14 protein-coding genes and 1 tRNA gene are annotated in these 18257 nt (G+C 35.4%); 11 read left to right on the plus strand and 4 right to left on the minus strand.

All coding sequences use genetic code 11. The features are described from left to right. Window positions 1-52 precede the first annotated feature (52 nt). Window positions 53-2890 (plus strand): WD40/YVTN/BNR-like repeat-containing protein, encoded by a 2838-nt coding sequence (locus ACNQGO_RS07430; protein WP_417984856.1) that lies wholly within the window; start codon window positions 53-55, stop codon window positions 2888-2890. A 73-nt stretch (window positions 2891-2963) separates the two neighbouring features. On the opposite strand, the gene aceA is transcribed toward ACNQGO_RS07430, so the two are convergent. Both aceA and aceB read right to left on the minus strand, forming a co-directional pair. After that, on the minus strand, window positions 2964-4244 hold the full coding sequence (gene aceA, locus ACNQGO_RS07435; protein ID WP_417984857.1) for an isocitrate lyase: 1281 nt from the start codon (window positions 4242-4244) through the stop codon (window positions 2964-2966). 72 nt (window positions 4245-4316) lie between these two features. Next, window positions 4317-5918 carry a malate synthase A gene (gene aceB, locus ACNQGO_RS07440; RefSeq protein WP_417984858.1) on the minus strand — a complete coding sequence of 534 codons (1602 nt, stop codon included), beginning with the start codon at window positions 5916-5918 and terminating at the stop codon, window positions 4317-4319. Between the two features lie 161 nt (window positions 5919-6079). Here aceB and ACNQGO_RS07445 point away from each other — a divergent pair, with 161 nt between their 5' ends. The 4 genes from ACNQGO_RS07445 to ACNQGO_RS07460 all read left to right on the plus strand — a co-directional run bounded on the left by ACNQGO_RS07445 (window position 6080) and on the right by ACNQGO_RS07460 (window position 9066). Then, on the plus strand, window positions 6080-7561 hold the full coding sequence (locus tag ACNQGO_RS07445) for a helix-turn-helix domain-containing protein (RefSeq protein WP_417984859.1): 1482 nt from the start codon (window positions 6080-6082) through the stop codon (window positions 7559-7561). Between the two features lie 213 nt (window positions 7562-7774). Further along, window positions 7775-7975 (plus strand): hypothetical protein, encoded by a 201-nt coding sequence (locus ACNQGO_RS07450; RefSeq protein WP_417967425.1) that lies wholly within the window; start codon window positions 7775-7777, stop codon window positions 7973-7975. 4 nt (window positions 7976-7979) lie between these two features. Further along, complete coding sequence (locus ACNQGO_RS07455; protein ID WP_417944924.1) at window positions 7980-8417, plus strand: hypothetical protein; 438 nt, start codon at window positions 7980-7982, stop codon at window positions 8415-8417. Between the two features lie 184 nt (window positions 8418-8601). Further along, window positions 8602-9066, plus strand: a complete 465-nt coding sequence (locus tag ACNQGO_RS07460) for a hypothetical protein (RefSeq protein WP_417984860.1) — start codon at window positions 8602-8604, stop codon at window positions 9064-9066. Between the two features lie 111 nt (window positions 9067-9177). Here the strand turns inward: ACNQGO_RS07460 and ACNQGO_RS07465 are convergent, their stop codons facing one another. Then, a complete protein-coding gene (locus ACNQGO_RS07465; protein WP_417984861.1) occupies window positions 9178-10539 on the minus strand; it encodes a hydroxymethylglutaryl-CoA synthase family protein in 1362 nt (453 codons plus the stop codon). A gap of 369 nt (window positions 10540-10908) precedes the next feature. On the opposite strand from ACNQGO_RS07465, the gene ACNQGO_RS07470 reads away from it, so the two are divergent. The 4 genes from ACNQGO_RS07470 to ACNQGO_RS07485 all read left to right on the plus strand — a co-directional run bounded on the left by ACNQGO_RS07470 (window position 10909) and on the right by ACNQGO_RS07485 (window position 15446). Then, the gene (locus tag ACNQGO_RS07470; protein ID WP_417984862.1) at window positions 10909-11574 is read left to right on the plus strand and encodes a succinate dehydrogenase cytochrome b subunit; all 666 of its coding nucleotides are present in this window, start codon (window positions 10909-10911) and stop codon (window positions 11572-11574) included. 13 nt (window positions 11575-11587) lie between these two features. Continuing rightward, window positions 11588-13588: a fumarate reductase/succinate dehydrogenase flavoprotein subunit gene (locus ACNQGO_RS07475; protein WP_417944916.1), complete on the plus strand. Its 2001-nt coding sequence runs from the start codon at window positions 11588-11590 to the stop codon at window positions 13586-13588. Window positions 13589-13658: 70 nt separating this feature from the next. Further along, entirely contained in the window at window positions 13659-14405 is a 747-nt protein-coding gene (locus ACNQGO_RS07480; RefSeq protein ID WP_417984863.1) for a succinate dehydrogenase/fumarate reductase iron-sulfur subunit, read from the plus strand. Between the two features lie 270 nt (window positions 14406-14675). After that, window positions 14676-15446: a nitrilase family protein gene (locus ACNQGO_RS07485; RefSeq protein ID WP_417984864.1), complete on the plus strand. Its 771-nt coding sequence runs from the start codon at window positions 14676-14678 to the stop codon at window positions 15444-15446. Between the two features lie 3 nt (window positions 15447-15449). Here ACNQGO_RS07485 and ACNQGO_RS07490 read toward each other — a convergent pair whose 3' ends face one another. Further along, window positions 15450-17102, minus strand: a complete 1653-nt coding sequence (locus ACNQGO_RS07490; RefSeq protein ID WP_417984865.1) for an Ig-like domain-containing domain — start codon at window positions 17100-17102, stop codon at window positions 15450-15452. 209 nt (window positions 17103-17311) lie between these two features. On the opposite strand from ACNQGO_RS07490, the gene mce reads away from it, so the two are divergent. Beyond that, on the plus strand, window positions 17312-17713 hold the full coding sequence (gene mce / locus ACNQGO_RS07495) for a methylmalonyl-CoA epimerase (protein ID WP_417967414.1): 402 nt from the start codon (window positions 17312-17314) through the stop codon (window positions 17711-17713). Between the two features lie 142 nt (window positions 17714-17855). Further along, window positions 17856-17929 (plus strand) — tRNA-Ile (locus tag ACNQGO_RS07500). Window positions 17930-18257 lie beyond the last annotated feature (328 nt).

Raw genomic sequence — 18257 nt, forward strand, 5'->3', positions numbered from 1 at the left:
ATTTTTGGATACGTGTTTTTATTCTTAAATTTCCACTTCAAAATTGCTTCTTATGAAAAAACCAATACTCTTAGCCGCTCTAATCATACAAACCGTCTCTTGGGCGCAGGTTTCCACTGGAACTCTGCAACAAAGTTTGGAAACTAAAAAACAATTAAAAAATCAATCGCTATTTCAAAAGGTTACACTCGAAAATGTGGGTCCAACAGTAATGAGTGGACGCGTTGTTGATGTAGCTGTAAACCCTGAAAACCCAACTGAATTTTATGTAGGATATGCTTCGGGAGGACTATGGTATACCAATAATAACGGAATGAGTTTTTCAGCTGTTATGGATGCGGCGCCTACACAAAATATAGGTGATATCGCAGTAGACTGGAAAACGGGTACGATTTGGGTAGGAACAGGTGAGGTAAATTCTTCGCGTTCTTCGTATGCGGGAATCGGGATTTTAAAATCAGAAGATAAAGGGAAAACGTGGCAAAATATGGGGTTGCAAGACAGCCATCATATTAGTAGAATTCTTTTAAATCCTACTGTTCCTAATGAAATTGTAGTAGGCGTAGTAGGGCATTTGTATTCAAAAAATGAGGAACGTGGTATTTATAGAACGACTGATGGCGGTAAATCGTGGAATAAAACTTTGTTCTTAGACAACGAAACTGGGATTATAGATGTGGCTGTTTCATCAAAAAATTTCAATATTCAATACGCAGCGGCTTGGAGTAAAGATAGAAAAGCGTGGGATTTTAAAGGTAGTGGTGCTGCATCTGGCATTTATAAAAGTGAAGATGCGGGCGTAACTTGGAAGCTTTTTTCGACTGCTGATAGCGGATTTCCCACTGGTGAGGGTGTAGGTAGAATTGGTTTAGCGGTTTATGATGACACTACGGTTTATGCTATTTTAGACAATCAATTTAAAAGGCCTCTTGATACTAAAAAAAGTAGTTCCTTAGCAACTGCTTTTGCTGTGCCGGGTGAAGAATTCTTACAGCTGCCTAATAAAAGTTTGAATTCTATTTTAAAGAACTTCGGTTTAACCGAAAAGTACCGCGCCGAAAATATTAAACATTGGGTACAAAACGGATATTTGCAGCCTAATGAGGCGGGAAAATTGGTATTGGAATCCATTAGTAGTCTAGCGGATGCCGAAGTAATTGGAGCAGAAGTTTATAAAACGACCAACGGAGGCACGAAGTGGACCAAAACACATACTGGATTTATAGACGATTTCTTTTATTCCTACGGGTATTATTTCAGTTCAATTTCAGTAGATCCAAGTAATGCAGATAAAATTTATTTATCAGGAGTACCGGTTATCAAATCAGATGATGGCGGAAAAACATTTAAATCGATTAGTGAAGAAAATGTACATTCTGATCATCATATTGTATGGGTAAATCCTAATAAATCTGGGCATCTGATTAACGGAAACGATGGTGGTTTGAATATTTCATATGACGATGGAGCCCATTGGTTTAAAGGTAATTCACATGGAGTAAGCCAGTTTTATGCAGTCAATGTAGATGAGCAAGAACCCTACAATATTTACGGTGGTATGCAAGATAATGGCGTTTGGGTAGGCCCGAGCAACTATAAATTTTCTTCCGATTGGCTCCAAGATGGGAAGTATCCTTATGAAAATTTGATGGGTGGTGACGGCATGCAAATTCAAATTGATAAGCGCAACCCAAATATTGTTTTCACAGGTTTTCAGTTTGGAAATTATTACCGAATCGATCGTGCCACTAACAAACGCGAGTACGTTTCGCCAAAGCCGAAAAAAGATGAAAAACCATTTCGTTTCAATTGGCAAACACCTATATTATTGTCTTCCCACAATCAAGATATTTTGTATATGGGATCCAATTTTTTACATCGTTCCATGAATCAAGGACAAACTTGGACAACTATTTCACCTGATTTGACTAATGGAACTAAGGAAGGTAATGTTGCTTTTGGAACCATTGCCACAATAAGCGAAAGCCATTTGCAATTTGGTTTGCTGTACACTGGTAGTGATGATGGATTGATTTATGTTTCTAAAGATGGCGGTGTAAGTTGGAACAAAATTTCGACCAATTTACCGCAAAACTTATGGGTTTCAAGAGTAACGGCTTCTACACATAAAAAGGAGCGCGTATATGCTACCTTAAACGGATACCGAAATGACGATTTCACCAGTTACGTTTATATCTCCGATGATTATGGACAAACGTGGACCAGTATTGTTGGGAATGTACCGGTAAGTCCGGTAAATGTTATTGCTGAAGACAATATAAATGAAAATATCTTGTATTTAGGAACAGATAACGGCTTGTATGTTTCTTTGAACAGAGGAAAAAGTTGGGAAGATTTTTCGAATGGTATGCCAAATGTAGCTGTCCATGATGTAGTGCTCCAAAAGAAAGCTAGAGACTTAGTCGTAGGAACACATGGTCGATCTATTTATAAAGTCAATGTGGATCAAATAGAGCAACTAACTGATAAAGTCTTAGCGGAAAACGTGCATATTTTTGAAGTAAATAAAATCAAAAAATCAAAAGATTGGGGAAACAGTTGGAGTTCATGGGCCAAAGCTACTGACCCAAAAGCTACTATTTGGTTTTATTCCAATACTGATTCAGAAGTAGTACTTCAAGTGGAGAATAGTTTTAAAGAAGTAATTTTTTCTCAAAAAGTACAAGCTGTTAAAGGATTGAACAAATATGTGTATGACTTAGCGGTTCCAAAAGAGATTGCGGAAAAAGCAGTAGCGAAAGACAAAAAATTAAAATGGGAAGCGGCAAAAAATGGAAAGTATTACCTTCCTGTTTCTATAAATAAAATCAGTATTCAAAAAGGAAAAGAGATGGTGGTTACTAATCTTGAAATTATAGAATCGAAATAAATAGTACTATTTTGAAAAAGCAAAAAGCACGATTCCATTTGGAATCGTGCTTTTTTTTTGGAGCATAATATTTTTAAAACTGTGCAGTTTCAGTAGAGTCTTTCATTGCAGTTGTAGAGGATTTACCAATTGTCACGGTGTTTTGTACTGCATCAAAATAGGATGTTCCTACAAAACCTTGGTGTTTTACGGCTTTGAATCCGTGTTGTTGCAATGCAAATTCTCTTTCTTGCAATTCAGAATATCCGGCCATTCCTCTTTCTTTGTAAGCTTTAGACAATTCGAACATACTTGTATTTAGCGCGTGAAATCCAGCTAAAGTAATGAATTGGAATTTGTAACCCATTGCAGCAAGATCTTCTCTGAATGTTTCCATCTCGGCTACGGATAATTTTGCAGCCCAGTTGAAAGAGGGTGAACAGTTGTAAGCCAACATTTTTCCTGGAAATTTGGCATGAATTCCTTCAGCAAATTTTCTTGCGTAATCAAGATCCGGATTGCTGGTTTCCATCCAAATCAAATCGGCGTATGGTGCGTAACTCAATCCTCTATCAATACCTTGTTCTACGCCACAGTTCACGTAGAAAAATCCTTCTCCTGTTTTTTCACCCGTGATGAATTTTGCATCTCTTGGATCAATGTCACTAGTTAGTAAGTTGGCAGCATCAGCATCAGTTCGGGCAACTACAATGGTAGGTGTTCCCATAACGTCAGCGGCTAAGCGGGCTGCAATTAGTTTATTGATGGCTTCTTGCGTAGGAACCAATACTTTTCCGCCAAGGTGTCCACATTTTTTTGCAGAACTCAATTGGTCTTCAAAGTGAACTCCTGCAGCTCCTGCTTCAATCATCGCCTTCATTAATTCAAAAGCGTTTAGGTTTCCACCAAAACCTGCTTCGGCATCGGCAACAATAGGTACTAAGTAGTCTTTTTTGTCTGTAGTTCCGTTTACTACCTGTATTTGGTCAGCACGTAAAAGTGCATTGTTAATTCGTTTTACTACTAATGGAACGCTGTTCGCAGGATATAAAGATTGGTCAGGGTACATTTCCCCTGCAACATTGGCATCTGCTGCTACTTGCCATCCGCTCAAATAGATAGCATCTAATCCTGCTTCTACTTCTTGAATGGCTTGATTTCCAGTTAGTGCGCCAAGTCCAGCTACAAAATCCTGAGAATTTAGTTTGCTCCACAAGGTATTAGCTCCAATTCTGGCGACACTGTGTTCAATTTGATACGATCCTTGTAGTTTCACCACTTCTTCAGCAGTGTAAGGACGCTCGATGCCGTTCCATCTTGGGTTTGTAATCCAGTCGGTAACTAATTCTTGAATTCTCGTTTCAGTAGTTTTCATAGTGTTTGTAATAGTTAAAAGGTGTTTAATAATTTTATATTGATGCTAATTGTAGTGTAATTGCTATTGATTTTAAATGTATTTGTATCCAGGAAGGGTTAAAAATTCGGTAAAGGTGTCGTTAACAACAAGCTCGTCCAATAATTGTTCTGCCAGTCTGTATTTTTGTTTTTCATGATTTTCATCCCCAACTAAATTTCTTATTTTTTCAAATTCTTCCATGGCTAAGCGATGGTAATAACTTTCGTTTAATATTTTTCCATTGTCTAAAATCACTTTGTTTTGGAGCCACTGCCACAATTGCGATCTTGAGATTTCAGCTGTAGCGGCATCTTCCATCAAATTGTGTAATGCTGCTGCACCTTGGCCGTTGAGCCATGAAGCAAGGTATAAAACGGATATGCTGATGTTTTTTCGAATCCCTTCTACGGTAATAGTTCCTTTTGGAGTTTCTAGTAAGTCCTGTTCCGTCACTTTTATATCTTCCCGTTTTATGTGAATTTGATTTTTGGTAGGCATGTGTTGGTCAAATACGTTCATGGCAAGTGCAACTAAATCGGGATGCGCTACCCAGGTGCCATCATGACCATTTTTAACCTCACGTTCTTTATCAGCTATTACTTTGTTGAAAGCAATGGCATTAGCTGCTTCATCATTTTTTATCGGAATCTGAGCTGCCATACCACCTATAGCGTGAATGCAACGTTTATGACATCTTTGAATCACCAGTTGGGAATAAGCACTCATAAAAGGCGAAGTCATGGTCACTTGATCTCTGTTAGGAACAATAAATGCTGGGTTATTTCGTAATTTTTTAATGTAAGAAAAGATATAATCCCATCGTCCGCAGTTTAAACCAACAATATGATCTCTTAGCTCATAAATGATTTCGTCCAGTTGAAAACTAGCCGTTATCGTTTCGATTAGAACGGTGGCTTTGAATGTCCCATTTTGTTCACCCAAATAATCCTGTGCAAATTCAAACACTTCATTCCACCATCTTGCTTCTAAATAATGCTCGAGTTTGGGCAAATAAAAGTAAGGTGCCGTGCCGTTTTTAATTAGTTCTAAGTGATTGTGAAATGCGTATAAGCCAAAATCAACCAGAGAACCTGAAAGTGGCTGACCATTAACAAGTATATTTTTTTCAGATAAGTGCAAACCTCTTGGGCGCACGAGCAATACGGCAGTTTTATCTTTTAAGCTATATTTTTTGTTTTTTACTGTATCTTCAAGACTTATAGTTTTGTTTACGGCGTCTTTTAAATTTTGTTGTCCCGACATTAAATTACTCCATGTAGGTGACGTGCTGTCTTCAAAATCAGCCATGAAGGTTTTTGCGCCAGAATTGAGTGCATTAATAACCATTTTTCGATCTACAGGACCAGTTATTTCCACTCGTCGATCTAATAAATCAGTAGGAATGGCCGCTGCACGCCAATTACTTTCTCTGATGTTTTTAGTTTCAGCAGGAAAAGTAGGCAAGGCGCCTGCATCAAATAAAGCTTGTTGTTTTTTTCGATTTTCTAAAAGTACAAGTCGCTGTGGATTGAAATTTTCATGAAGTAAGGACAAGAAAGTCATTGCTTCATCAGTTAAGATTTCCGGATAACGTTCCGTAGTTTCTTCTGAAAAATTTAACAAATTATCTGAATATACTTCTTTAAAATTCATGATTGACTTATTTAATGAAACACTTATTGGCTTTTTGATAAGAATATTTAATTATTCAACACTGCAATACTACAAAAAGTTTTTTACAAAACAAGCGAACGTACGCTAAAAATTGAAAATAATTTTTTTGACGTCAATTTTTTTTGATGTATCTTTGAAATATGAACATAGAAAAGGATTACATCAAGCTGATTTTTGGACTGAAACTCAAGCAAGCACGCACGAATAAAAATTTATCCTTATTTGGCTTAGCCAAAATCACCGACTTGTCAAAATCGTATTTAAACGAAATTGAAAAAGGAAAAAAGTATCCCAAAACAGATAAAATCATTCTGCTTTCAGAGAAATTGGAGGTTTCGTATGATAGTATGGTGTCTTTAAAGCTGGATAATAATTTGGCGCCAATTGGTGAAATATTGAAATCAGGTATTTTGAAAGAGATTCCGTTGGATCTTTTTGGCATACAGGAAAATGATTTGATTGATATTATTGCAAATGCTCCTGCAAAAGTCAATGCCTTTATCAGTACCATTATTGAGATTGCACAACATTATAACTTGACAAGAGAGAGTTTCTTTTTGGCTTCTTTGCGTTCGTATCAAGAAGCGCATACCAACTATTTTGAAGATTTAGAACAAAAAGTCATACAGTTTTTCCAATCGTTTCATGTTAATATGGAGGTTCAAATTTCTATTGAAGAACTGACCGCAATTTTGATTGAAGAATATGGTTATACGATCGAAGAATTGGTTTTTTCGGAGCAAGATCAGTTGGGCGATTTGCGATCTATTTTTGTTCCAAAAAGCAAAACACTACTACTTTCAAAGGATATAGACGAGCCACAAAAAGCCTTTATACTAGCCAAAGAAATTGCCTATAATTATCTCCAAATCTCAGAACGGTTGTATACGTTCAGTTGGATTAAGTTTGATAACTTTGATCAGGTCCTCAATAATTTTTACGCTTCTTATTTTGCAGGAGCCTTACTTATTCCAAGACAAAAATTAATAGATGAACTCAATGTTTTTCTGTCAAAATCAGATCCAAAACCGCAAGAGATGGTCGCTTTAATGAGTGGTTTTAACGTATCACCTGAATCTTTTTATCAAAGACTGACAAATATTTTACCTAAAGATTTTCAGTTAAAAAATCTCTTTTTTCTGCGTTTATCCCATCAAATAGGAACCGATACATATCAGATAAAAAAAGAGTTGCACATTACCAATCAGCAAGAACCGCATGCAAACGAGATGAATGAGCATTATTGCCGTCGTTGGGTTTCTATACGTACTATTGAGGAGTCTTTGAGGCAAAAGAAAAGTCATTTTTTTGATGCGCAAATTTCCAGTTATGAAAATAGTAAAAATGAATATTTAGTCTTTTCATCCGCCACGACTGATCCTTTCAAAATCAATTGCATTCGAAGTATTTCGGTTGGAATTTTGATTACGCCTGGAATGAAAAAGAAATTTAAATTTATGGAGAACAATTCCGTACAAAAGCAAGTTGTAGGTGTTACCTGCGAGACGTGTGCGGTTAAGGATTGTTTAGAGAGAGCCTCGCCACCCATTCATTTAGAGCAAAAAATGCGCAACGAAAACACAGCATTAATCGTGGAGCAGTATGCAGCGAAGTACAGTTAGTTTATTTGGTTGCCTAGTATTATATTATTGTTAAATAATTTAGCAAGGTTATTCTGTATTATTATTTTAATATCTTCGTGATAATTAATTTTCTAACCCTCAATTTAATGAAAAAAATAATTCGTTTCAATTTTATTTTGCTAGCATTTTGCTCATTTTTGATTGTTTCTTGTTCTGATAAAAATGATATGATATACATCAGCAGGTTTTGATATGATTGATAGTTTTAATCAGAGGGATTTTTATGGATTTGATTTTCCTGTGGATAATGTTAGTGGCTATACCATTAGCCAACTACAAGTTGCTTTAGTTGGTGCAAGTTCTTGGAATGAATGGCGTGACAATATCAAAAACAGATACAATAACCCAACTGAAATTTACTTAGATGAATTGTTTAACAACTGGCAAGATTAAGATTATGAAAAAATTACTCTATATTTATTTAGTGTCGTTGCTGCTTTTAAGCTGCACAGATCAAGGAAACGGTAAATTTTACAAATATACTATTGAAAATAAAAGCGGGAAAAATATTAAGATTAGTTCATACAGAAGTACTTATCCTAAAAGAGACATCCCAATTGTTATGGTTTTAAATAATGGACAAAGTTTGACTAAAACATTTCAAGATAATTTACCTCCATCAGGGTATGATTTTGCAGTTTTTTTTAATGGAGATTTAATTGTTGTAAATTATGAAAATCTTAAATTTCAAAAATACGATTTTTATGATGGTAAAATATGTGACCAAAACCCATTATTTAACAGCCCATTTTGTAAAAGCGGTACCACTGTGACATTTACTTTTACTCCAGAAGATTTTCAAAACGCACAAGATTGCGGTGGGAATTGTAATTAATAGCATTCAAACCCTTACAGCGTAGCTAACTCTGAAAAGGGTTGTAATAATGTAAGAAAAGAATAAGTTGCTTTAGTTGGTGCAAAATCTTGGTTGCAATGGCAAGATAATATCGAAAACAAATACGATAACCCAACTAAAATTCACTTAGATGAATTGTTTAACAACTGGCAAGATTAAGATTATGAAAAAAATTGTATCAATAATCATTGTTGTTTTATTGGCAACAAGTTGTACAGATCAAGAAGGAGATAGAAATTATAATTATCGCATCAGTAATAATTCTGGAGTTGTTATAGAAATGATGCCTTTTTACAATGGAGTAAAGGATATAAGTAACAAGGTAATTGTAAAGAATCTGGCTGATATTAAATATCAATTCACGGATACGCCGCCTGATGGCGGTGGGCCTAGAATGGAATATATAGCTTTAACAAGCTCTAAAATTCAAAATAATTTAACGCATATTGAGGTTTTTTTTGATAACAAAAAAAAGGTGATTTATCAAGAATGTACAGCAACAAATCAATGTTTTAATCAACCTAGAAACATTTTTAATCCAGTTTATAGTGCAGAGCAAACCGAAGTTTATACCATCACTCCAGAGGATTATCTAAACGCACAAGATTGTGGCGGGAATTCTAATTAAAAATATAAAAAACGAGATTTAGGTTGTAAAAAAGGCTGTCTTCAAAAATTGGAGAAAGCCTTTTCTTTTGTAATAAACTTGTATTGAAAATTCAATATGTTAAAGATTTTATTACTCCACCCACTTATAATATCGTGCTCCTATTAAGTTGGGAATTTCAGTTTCGATATAATCCAAAATCCATTCGTTTTTTGGGCTACAAACGCTGGTTTTTTGTTCTTTTTTATGCAGTTTTTCATAGGTTTCAAAGTCTATTTCAAAGCTTTTTTTTAAGGTCTCAAAAAGGTTTACGTCTTTTAGGGCAAATTGCCAGTCCTGTTGAATGGTTCCTTCGAAAACTTTTGATTTTGATCCGCTTCCGTAGGCTAAGAAACCAAATGTACTTCCAGCTATTTCTTTTTGAGTATCGTAAAAATGTGCTAAAGACGATAATAAACCCATAAAAATAGATCCTGTATAAAGATTTCCTATCAAGGATGAAGCGATTTCTGCGGGCATTATTTTTTCAGTTACAAACGATTTGTAAGTTCCAGATTTACTGATTTCTTTCAACTTATTTTGGTACTCAGCAGTATCTTCATTACCTGTAATAGTTGCATTGGAAGCATCCAAAGCATAAATTTCAGTTAGCATACGTCGTCCTTGATAGGCATACGGCAAGTGCATGACAATACTTTTCCAAGAATCATATAATGTCTCGCTGGAGTTTTTTAATTTCTTAAAGGAGAAATATGCATCTTTGGTCCTATCCATATAACACTGATTGGAGTATTGGCCATCAAATATGGGTTGGTCTTTATGGATTTCTATTTCACTTTCTAGATTGTCAAACCAAGGTTCATTTGTTACATTGCCAGTGATTTCTTTTTTAGAAAGGGTTCGGTACGGTTTAAAGAAATCAAAAACGCCTTTGGTACTGGTTGCCCAATGGTTTTCAAATGCAATAATTCTGGGATTGGCGGTAAGCAACATTGCTAGTGCGCCTGCGCCTTGCGTGTATTCGCCAGTAGAATTTAAATCGTATTTAGCAAAATCGGTTGCAACAACAATTGCTTTTTTCGTGGGGTTCAACCGTATAAAATCAAGACAGTTTTGCATGGCATCTACGCCAGCGATACAAGCAAAAGTAAAATCGACCACATCACAGGAGGCTAAAGTATTTGCGCCAAATTTTTGTTCCATCAAGGCTACTAGAAAAGAGCTTATTGGTTTAGAGCTGTCTATAGCACTTTCAGTTCCAACATAAATTCGGGCGATATCGGTAAGATCAATGTTGTGATCTACAATTAATTTAGTCAATGCGTTGGCGCCAAAAACTACAGCATCTTGGTGAACATCTGGCAATGTCATTTTGAGTAGCCCTAATCCTTTCTCTAATTTTTCAGGTTCTATAGATCTGGCATTCGCCAATGTGCGTATCGGTAAATGTATTTTTGCTACATCAAAAGTTATTGCGTCAATTCCGGTTTTCATACTTCAATTTTTAAGAGTAAAGTTATAAATGCAGAACTCTGAAACCATCATTTTTTAATACATAAAATTAACTTCATCTGCGTTTTTACTAAATTGGAAATAAAGCATAGTAAAAACTATTGAATTACTATTTTAAGCGCTAATTAAAGCTTGGTTTATGTCAATTTCGTGATTAGGTATTTAAGGTTTTTTTCTTTTTTGTTTAATCGTTTTTAAGGAGGTTTTTATATTTTTGAAAGCTAATTAGGGATTTCTTGATTTTCTGCATAAAACACTTTAAAATCATTATAAATAACAGCGAAAAGGTTGTAGTTACTGTCTAATTGACTTATTTTTGTATAATTTTTTAAAACAAATTATATAAATCTTATGGCAAAATCTGCATTATTGAAATCGTCAATAGCAAAAAAAGTAGCTATGGCACTTTCAGGACTTTTTTTGATGTTGTTTCTAGCACAGCACTTTTTTATCAATATGACATCGGTTTTCAGTGCCGATACTTTTAACTCTATATCTCATTTCATGGGAAACAATCCTGTGGTTCAGTTTGTTATTCAACCTGTTCTAATTGTTGGAGTTATTTTTCACTTCATCATGGGTTTTGTTCTAGATTTTAAAAACCGTGCTGCGAGACCAATCAAGTACGTAAAGAATAATGGGGCGGCTAGTTCTCCTTGGGCTTCAAGAAATATGATTGTTTCAGGTTCAGTTGTTTTGGCATTTTTGGCATTGCATTTTTACGATTTTTGGGTTCCAGAAATGGTGTATAAGTATGTAGATGCTAGTCCGTTGAATGAAACAAGATATTTTCATGAATTAGCTGAAAAATTTGAAAGTCCAATTCGTACCGGATTATATTCCCTATCATTTCTATTATTATCATTGCACTTGTGGCACGGGTTCAGTTCTTCTTTTCAATCCGTTGGGTTTAATAATAAGTATTCAAGATCATTAAAAGGTTTCGGATATGCTTTTGCAATCGTAGTTCCTTTTGGGTTCATTTTTATTGCATTATTTCATCATTTTAATCATTAATATTAAATTATAAATGGCATTAGATTCAAAAATTCCAGCTGGTCCAATAGCGGACAAGTGGACAAATTATAAAGATCATATTAATTTAGTAAATCCAGCTAACAAGCGTAATATTGATATTATTGTTGTTGGTACAGGTCTTGCAGGTAGCTCTGCGGCTGCAACCTTAGCTGAATTAGGATATAACGTAAAATCATTTTGCTTTCAAGATTCACCACGTCGTGCACACTCTATTGCTGCACAAGGGGGAATTAATGCTGCAAAAAATTATCAAGGAGATGGAGATTCAACTTTCCGCTTGTTTTACGATACTGTAAAAGGAGGAGATTACCGCTCAAGAGAAGCTAATGTGCACAGACTAGCTGAGGTTTCTGTAAATATTATTGACCAATGCGTAATGCAAGGTGTACCATTGGCACGTGAATACGGTGGACTACTTGATAACCGCTCTTTTGGAGGGACTTTGGTAGCGAGAACTTTTTATGCCAAAGGACAAACAGGACAACAATTATTACTAGGTGCTTATTCTGCAATGAACCGTCAGATTGGTCGTGGAAAAATTAAATCGTACACCCGTCACGAAATGCAAGATTTGGTAGTGATTGACGGTAAAGCGAGAGGAATTATTGCTCGTGATTTAGTTACAGGAGAAATAGAAAGACATTCAGCACACGCTGTAGTTATTGCCTCTGGAGGATACGGAAATGTATTTTTCTTATCGACTTATGCGATGGGTAGTAATGCAACTGCTGCTTGGAAAATCCATAAAAAAGGAGCTTTTTTTGCCAATCCTTGCTACACACAAATACACCCTACTTGTATCCCCGTTTCAGGAGATCACCAGTCTAAATTGACATTGATGTCAGAGTCTTTGCGTAATGACGGACGTATTTGGGTTCCTGCAAAACTAGAAGATGCACAAGCGATTCGTGAAGGGAAAAAGAAACCAACAGATTTGTCTGAAGCAGAAAGGGATTATTATTTAGAAAGACGTTACCCTGCTTTTGGTAATTTAGTTCCTAGAGATATTGCTTCTCGCGCTGCCAAAGAAAGATGTGATGCTGGATTTGGAGTTAACAAAACAGGCGAGGCGGTTTATTTAGACTTTGCTGCTGCAATTGAACGTTACGGAAAAGAACAAGCGTATGTAAAAGGTTTAGATGCAAATGATACTGCATTAGTAACCAAATTAGGTGCTGCGACTGTTGCTAACAAATATGGGAATTTATTCCAAATGTATGAGAAAATCGTAGACGAAGATCCATACGTTACCCCAATGATGATTTACCCTGCAGTACACTACACCATGGGAGGAACTTGGGTTGATTATAACTTACAAACTACAATTCCTGGATGTTTCTCTATTGGAGAGTCTAATTTCTCTGATCACGGGGCAAATAGACTAGGAGCTTCTGCATTAATGCAAGGTTTAGCAGATGGTTATTTTGTATTGCCTTATACAATAGGTGATTATTTAGCTCCAGATATTAAAACGGGTAAAATCTCAACAGACTTACCTGAATTTGAAGAAGCAGAGAAAAATGTAAAAGCGCGTATTGAACGTTTTATTACAAATAATGGTACGCATTCTGTAGATTATTTCCATAAGAAATTAGGAAAAATCATGTGGAACAAAGTAGGTATGGCTCGTAATGCTAAAGGATTAACAGAAGCAATCGAAGAAATTGCAGCGTTAAGAGAAGAGTTTTACAAAGACGTAAAAGTACCGGGTGATGCTAATAGTTTTAATCAAGAATTAGACAAAGCAGGTCGCGTTGCTGATTTCTTAGAACTAGGTGAATTGTTTGCAAAAGATGCCTTACATCGTAATGAATCTTGTGGTGGACACTTCCGTGAGGAGTACCAATCTGAAGATGGTGAAGCACAACGAGATGATGAAAATTTTGCTTACGTTGCTGCTTGGGAGTACGTTGGTAAGCCAAGCGAAGCTGTTCTGCACAAAGAGCCACTCGTGTATGAAAATGTTAAACTAGTAACGCGTAGTTATAAATAGGAATCAGTCCTAGGGCAACAAGAAGGTGTGCTTCTTCCTAAAGCTCTTAGACTTTCAAACGAAAGAAAATATGAAACTTACATTAAAAATATGGCGTCAAGCCAACGCCAAAGCAGAAGGTAAAATCGTTGAATATCCAGTAGATGGAATCGAAGAGGATATGTCTTTTCTTGAAATGTTAGACGTTCTTAACGAAGGTTTAATCAACAAAGGAGATCTTCCAGTATCTTTTGATCACGATTGTCGCGAAGGAATTTGCGGTTCATGCTCGTTGTACATCAACGGTGAGGCTCACGGTCCTGACAGACGCGTACCTACTTGTCAGTTGCACATGAGAATGTTCAAGGATGGAGATACCATTTTTATAGAGCCTTTTAGAGCAAAAGCGTTTCCAGTAATCAAAGATTTAGTGGTAGACAGAAGTGCATTTGATAGAATTCAGCAAGCAGGTGGTTTTGTTTCCATCAACACCTCAGGAAATCCTACTGATGCCAATGCGATTCCAATCCCTAAACACGATGCTGATAGAGCTTTTGATGCAGCAACTTGTATTGGTTGCGGAGCTTGTGTAGCGTCATGTAAAAACTCCTCTGCAATGCTATTTGTGTCGGCAAAAGTGTCCCAGTATGCTTTATTGCCACAAGGTAAAATCGAAGCTTCGGATCGTGTATTGAATATGGTAGCGCAAATGGATGCCGAAGGTTTTGGTAACTGTACCAATACTGGAGCATGCGAAGTAGAATGTCCTAAAGGAATTTCTTTAGAGAATATTGCCAGAATGAATAGAGAATATTTGTCTGCAAGTTTAAAAGGATAAAACTTAGAAATATATTTTCAAAAAACGCATTCATTAATTTGAATGCGTTTTTTTTTTTTGGAGGTGTCTTTTTCTAGGCAAAAAGCCTAGAAAAAGTCGCGCTATCCGTTGCAATCTTTTATTTCATTGCATTTCATAAAAGGATTTTCACTACTATCCCTCACCCAAAAGCGAACTGTTGCTAAAATTCTTTTTTAATTTTTAAAATGTTGCAACGATGAGTTTCAGTATAAGTTCCTTTTTTTACCTTTATAAAAACAAATAAACACAATGAAAGTATCTTTAATTCAATCGGTTCTAGTTTGGGAAAATCCAGAGGCAAATAGAAACCATTTCGAACAAGAAATCAACGCAGTTCCTAATGACGTAGATTTAATTGTGCTCCCAGAAATGTTTACTAGTGGTTTTACTATGAACCCCGCAGCAGTTTCCGAAACGATGCAGGGCGAAACGGTTACTTGGCTTCAAACTTTGGCGAAAGCCAGAAACTGTGCCATAACAGGAAGTTTAGTTATTGCTGAAAACGATACGTTTTATAACCGATTGGTTTTTGTATTTCCTTCAGGGGAAATTCAGTATTATGACAAAAGACATTTGTTTACGCTTTCTGGTGAAGACAAGGCATACACGCGAGGCAATCAAAAAGTTAGTATCGAATATATGGGTTGGAAAATTTGCCCACTGATTTGCTATGATTTACGTTTTCCTGCATTTTCAAGATATGCCGATGATTACGATCTATTGATTTATGTTGCAAGTTGGCCAAAAGTAAGGACTAATGCTTGGGATGCTTTGCTAAAAGCTCGTGCCATTGAAAACATGAGTTTTAGCATTGGAGTTAATAGATTGGGGACTGATGCAAATGGGTACGAATATATTGGTCATACACAAGCAGTCGATTATCTTGGTAATTATGTCTTAGAGCCAGAAGAATCTGAAGGCACTTTTTCTATTGTTTTAGACAAGCAAGCGATGCTTGAAACCAGGCAGAAATTAGGTTTTTTGAATGACCGAGATGTTTTTGAAATTCAGCTGGATTAATTTTTATTTACTTTTTGCGTCTTTCTTTTTGGGTTCGGGCAGATACGGTATACTCAAATCAAAAATTTGATTGACGTCCCAATTGGCTCGAACATCGATTTCCTTAGAAAAATAGATAACTTCCTCTGCCTGACGTTTCTCTAAATAGTTACCGGAATCCCATTCCTTATTTTTGTTGGCATCATAAATAGCGCGCAAGCTGTATAGTGCTGGATCAATAAGGTTAAAGTTTATTGTAGTTTTTTCTTCGGTAAATTCACTGGCTAAAACATCACCTTTTTCATTTGTAAGTTCAATGATTACAGGGAATTGCTTGACATTTGCTAAAACAACGGTAAGGTTCCCATAATCTTCAACAGGTTTGGTGTTTAGTTTGAAGTTGAGCGTATCATTTGATTTTTCGAAAAAATCAGTTAATCCTCCCGGTAATATTCTGATTGTATAATTTTCTGAAGGTTCTTTTTTGAAATCAAAGTACAGTTTTTGATTATAATCATCGTATTCTGTAGCAAAAGGAACTGCAATTTTTGCTTTGTTGAGCAAGCTTATTTTTGAATTTTCTACAGTTGCTAGTGGCGTGCTGCTTTCTATTGTAAATCGATCTCTAAATTTTAAATCATTAATTTGTACAGCACTAAGATTTAAAGTGTCTTTTTTCTGATCTTTAATTTTAAAGGTAAAATTCGCCTCATATTTATCTTTGGCCACAGCCAAACGCAACGAATCGGTTTTGATAGGTTTGAACCAAATTTGAAGTGAGTCTTTTTTAGGAAATTTAGTTACTATATGTGTTAAATCGTCGGTACCATTTTTTAAAATTGTTTTTGGCCTATCTTTTCCATTGTTTAGTTTTCCTTCAAAGCCCATCAACAAACGATTTCCAGATGCTTGAGTTGGTTTAAAGGTTTTAAACGGAAGTTTTTCTTTGAACAATTCTAATTCGTAAACCGTGTCGTTTGGAATCGTAATCAGCTCTTTTATAAACCCAATTTTATCTGTTTTTGGATTGTATTTATTGTTGCTATTGTAGTCTTTAAGAGCTACCAGAAGATATTTCCCTGCTTTTAAATTCTCAAGTTGAAAAGTCTTTAAACTATCCAGGGTATTGGTTACATATTTTGGAGTCTGATTATATACAATAGAATCGGTAAAAGTATCATTTACTTCATACAACAGGACCGAAACAAATGATTCCACTTCTTTTTCGTAAGCGCTTTTTACCTTGCCGCGAAGGCTTAAGGAGTCAATATAATTTCCAGTAGAAAACACATACTTAAATTGATTGAACGGGTTTCCTTCGTTATTGTCAGCTATGCTTTGCCCAAAATTAAAACTATACGTGGTGTTGGGCTGCAAGGTATCTTTGATTTTTATGGTAATTGTTTTGCTGGGAGTTGTAGGCAGAATTAATGGTTCGTATTTCATTGGCGGTGAAATAATCAATTGCTTATTCAGATTTTTAAGTTTAATGTTTTCGTCAAAAACTAATTTAATTTCGTTTCCTTTAAAGTTTTTACTAAAATTTTCTGGGTAGCTCGCTTTCAAAACTGGTGCAATGGTATCTTTTAAACCACCAGTGATGGAGCCTCTTTTTGCGCATCCTATGGTTATTAATAGCAACAGTAAAAAGGTATATTTTAAATTGTTTTTCAACATATCAAATCTAAATTAGAATTTACAAAATAACAATTATAATTCATGCAATTGAAACTTTTTATAGATTTATTATGAGGTATTAAATTTTGCTTACTTTTTAGCCTGCTTTTCTTTTTGTGTTTCTTAATGCTTAATTTTACATAAAATAAGTCTCGTTATGACTAGTTTGCAGTTAGAATATAATCCATCTAAAATAGATAGTACTAATAATGAGAAAAATAGAACACATAGGAATTGCTGTTAAGGACTTGGAAATTTCGAATGGCGTTTTCGAAAAACTTTTTGGCGTTCCCGCATATAAATTTGAAGAGGTAGCAAGCGAGGGAGTAACCACGTCTTTTTTTAAGAGTGGACCTAATAAAATTGAACTCCTTGCAGCAACAAATCCAGAAAGTCCGATTGCTAAGTTTATCGAAAAAAAAGGAGAGGGAATTCACCATATCGCTTTTGATGTAGAAGATATTGTTGCTGAAATAGCGCGTTTACAAAAGGAAGGGTTTATTGTTTTAAATGAAATTCCAAAAAAAGGCGCTGACAACAAGTTAGTTGCATTTTTGCATCCAAAAAGTACAAACGGCGTTTTGATAGAGTTGTGTCAGGAAATAAAATAATTTAATGTTTCGCGAGAGGGTAGTATTCTAATTGTCAGATAGTTTCTTTTTGGAATAAAGTAATAATTAAACTATATTCAAATCTAAGTGGAAAATATTTGGAGCAAATGAAAAATAGTAGTAATATTGCAGACTCTAAACCGGTCCTATAGCTCAGCTGGTTAGAGCACCTGACTCATAATCAGGTGGTCCCTGGTTCGAGCCCAGGTGGGACCACGAAAAACCCCTCATATCTGCTGATATTGAGGGGTTTATTTTTTTTAGGGGAGTGAATGGGGGAGTGAAATATTTAAATTCTTTTATGAGCTAGATAGCTATGATCGTTTTTAATGATTTCAGATCTATTACAAACTACCTATACTTCTTAAAATTCTCTGCCTGTTCAAATATTTCTTTGTAAATTTCATCACGATCAACTGGTGGATAGTGGATCAATCCCAAAACCTGTGGGGAAGCAAAAATTAAGCATAAATATTAGTTAGTCTAAAAAGGAAGAATTCTATATTTCTAACTCCTCTGAATTGAGATCTAAATGCTTTTATTT

This window comes from Flavobacterium frigidum, assembly GCF_048286735.1.
In the GTDB taxonomy this organism is placed as follows: Bacteria; Bacteroidota; Bacteroidia; order Flavobacteriales; family Flavobacteriaceae; genus Flavobacterium.

Coding starts and splice junctions, on each gene's coding strand:
- ACNQGO_RS07430 (WP_417984856.1), top strand. CDS start 53: ATGAAAAAACCAATACTCTTAGCCGCTCTAATCATACAAACCGTCTCT.
- aceA (WP_417984857.1), bottom strand. CDS start 4,244: ATGAAAACTACTGAAACGAGAATTCAAGAATTAGTTACCGACTGGATT.
- aceB (WP_417984858.1), bottom strand. CDS start 5,918: ATGAATTTTAAAGAAGTATATTCAGATAATTTGTTAAATTTTTCAGAA.
- ACNQGO_RS07445 (WP_417984859.1), top strand. CDS start 6,080: ATGAACATAGAAAAGGATTACATCAAGCTGATTTTTGGACTGAAACTC.
- ACNQGO_RS07450 (WP_417967425.1), top strand. CDS start 7,775: ATGATTGATAGTTTTAATCAGAGGGATTTTTATGGATTTGATTTTCCT.
- ACNQGO_RS07455 (WP_417944924.1), top strand. CDS start 7,980: ATGAAAAAATTACTCTATATTTATTTAGTGTCGTTGCTGCTTTTAAGC.
- ACNQGO_RS07460 (WP_417984860.1), top strand. CDS start 8,602: ATGAAAAAAATTGTATCAATAATCATTGTTGTTTTATTGGCAACAAGT.
- ACNQGO_RS07465 (WP_417984861.1), bottom strand. CDS start 10,539: ATGAAAACCGGAATTGACGCAATAACTTTTGATGTAGCAAAAATACAT.
- ACNQGO_RS07470 (WP_417984862.1), top strand. CDS start 10,909: ATGGCAAAATCTGCATTATTGAAATCGTCAATAGCAAAAAAAGTAGCT.
- ACNQGO_RS07475 (WP_417944916.1), top strand. CDS start 11,588: ATGGCATTAGATTCAAAAATTCCAGCTGGTCCAATAGCGGACAAGTGG.
- ACNQGO_RS07480 (WP_417984863.1), top strand. CDS start 13,659: ATGAAACTTACATTAAAAATATGGCGTCAAGCCAACGCCAAAGCAGAA.
- ACNQGO_RS07485 (WP_417984864.1), top strand. CDS start 14,676: ATGAAAGTATCTTTAATTCAATCGGTTCTAGTTTGGGAAAATCCAGAG.
- ACNQGO_RS07490 (WP_417984865.1), bottom strand. CDS start 17,102: ATGTTGAAAAACAATTTAAAATATACCTTTTTACTGTTGCTATTAATA.
- mce (WP_417967414.1), top strand. CDS start 17,312: ATGAGAAAAATAGAACACATAGGAATTGCTGTTAAGGACTTGGAAATT.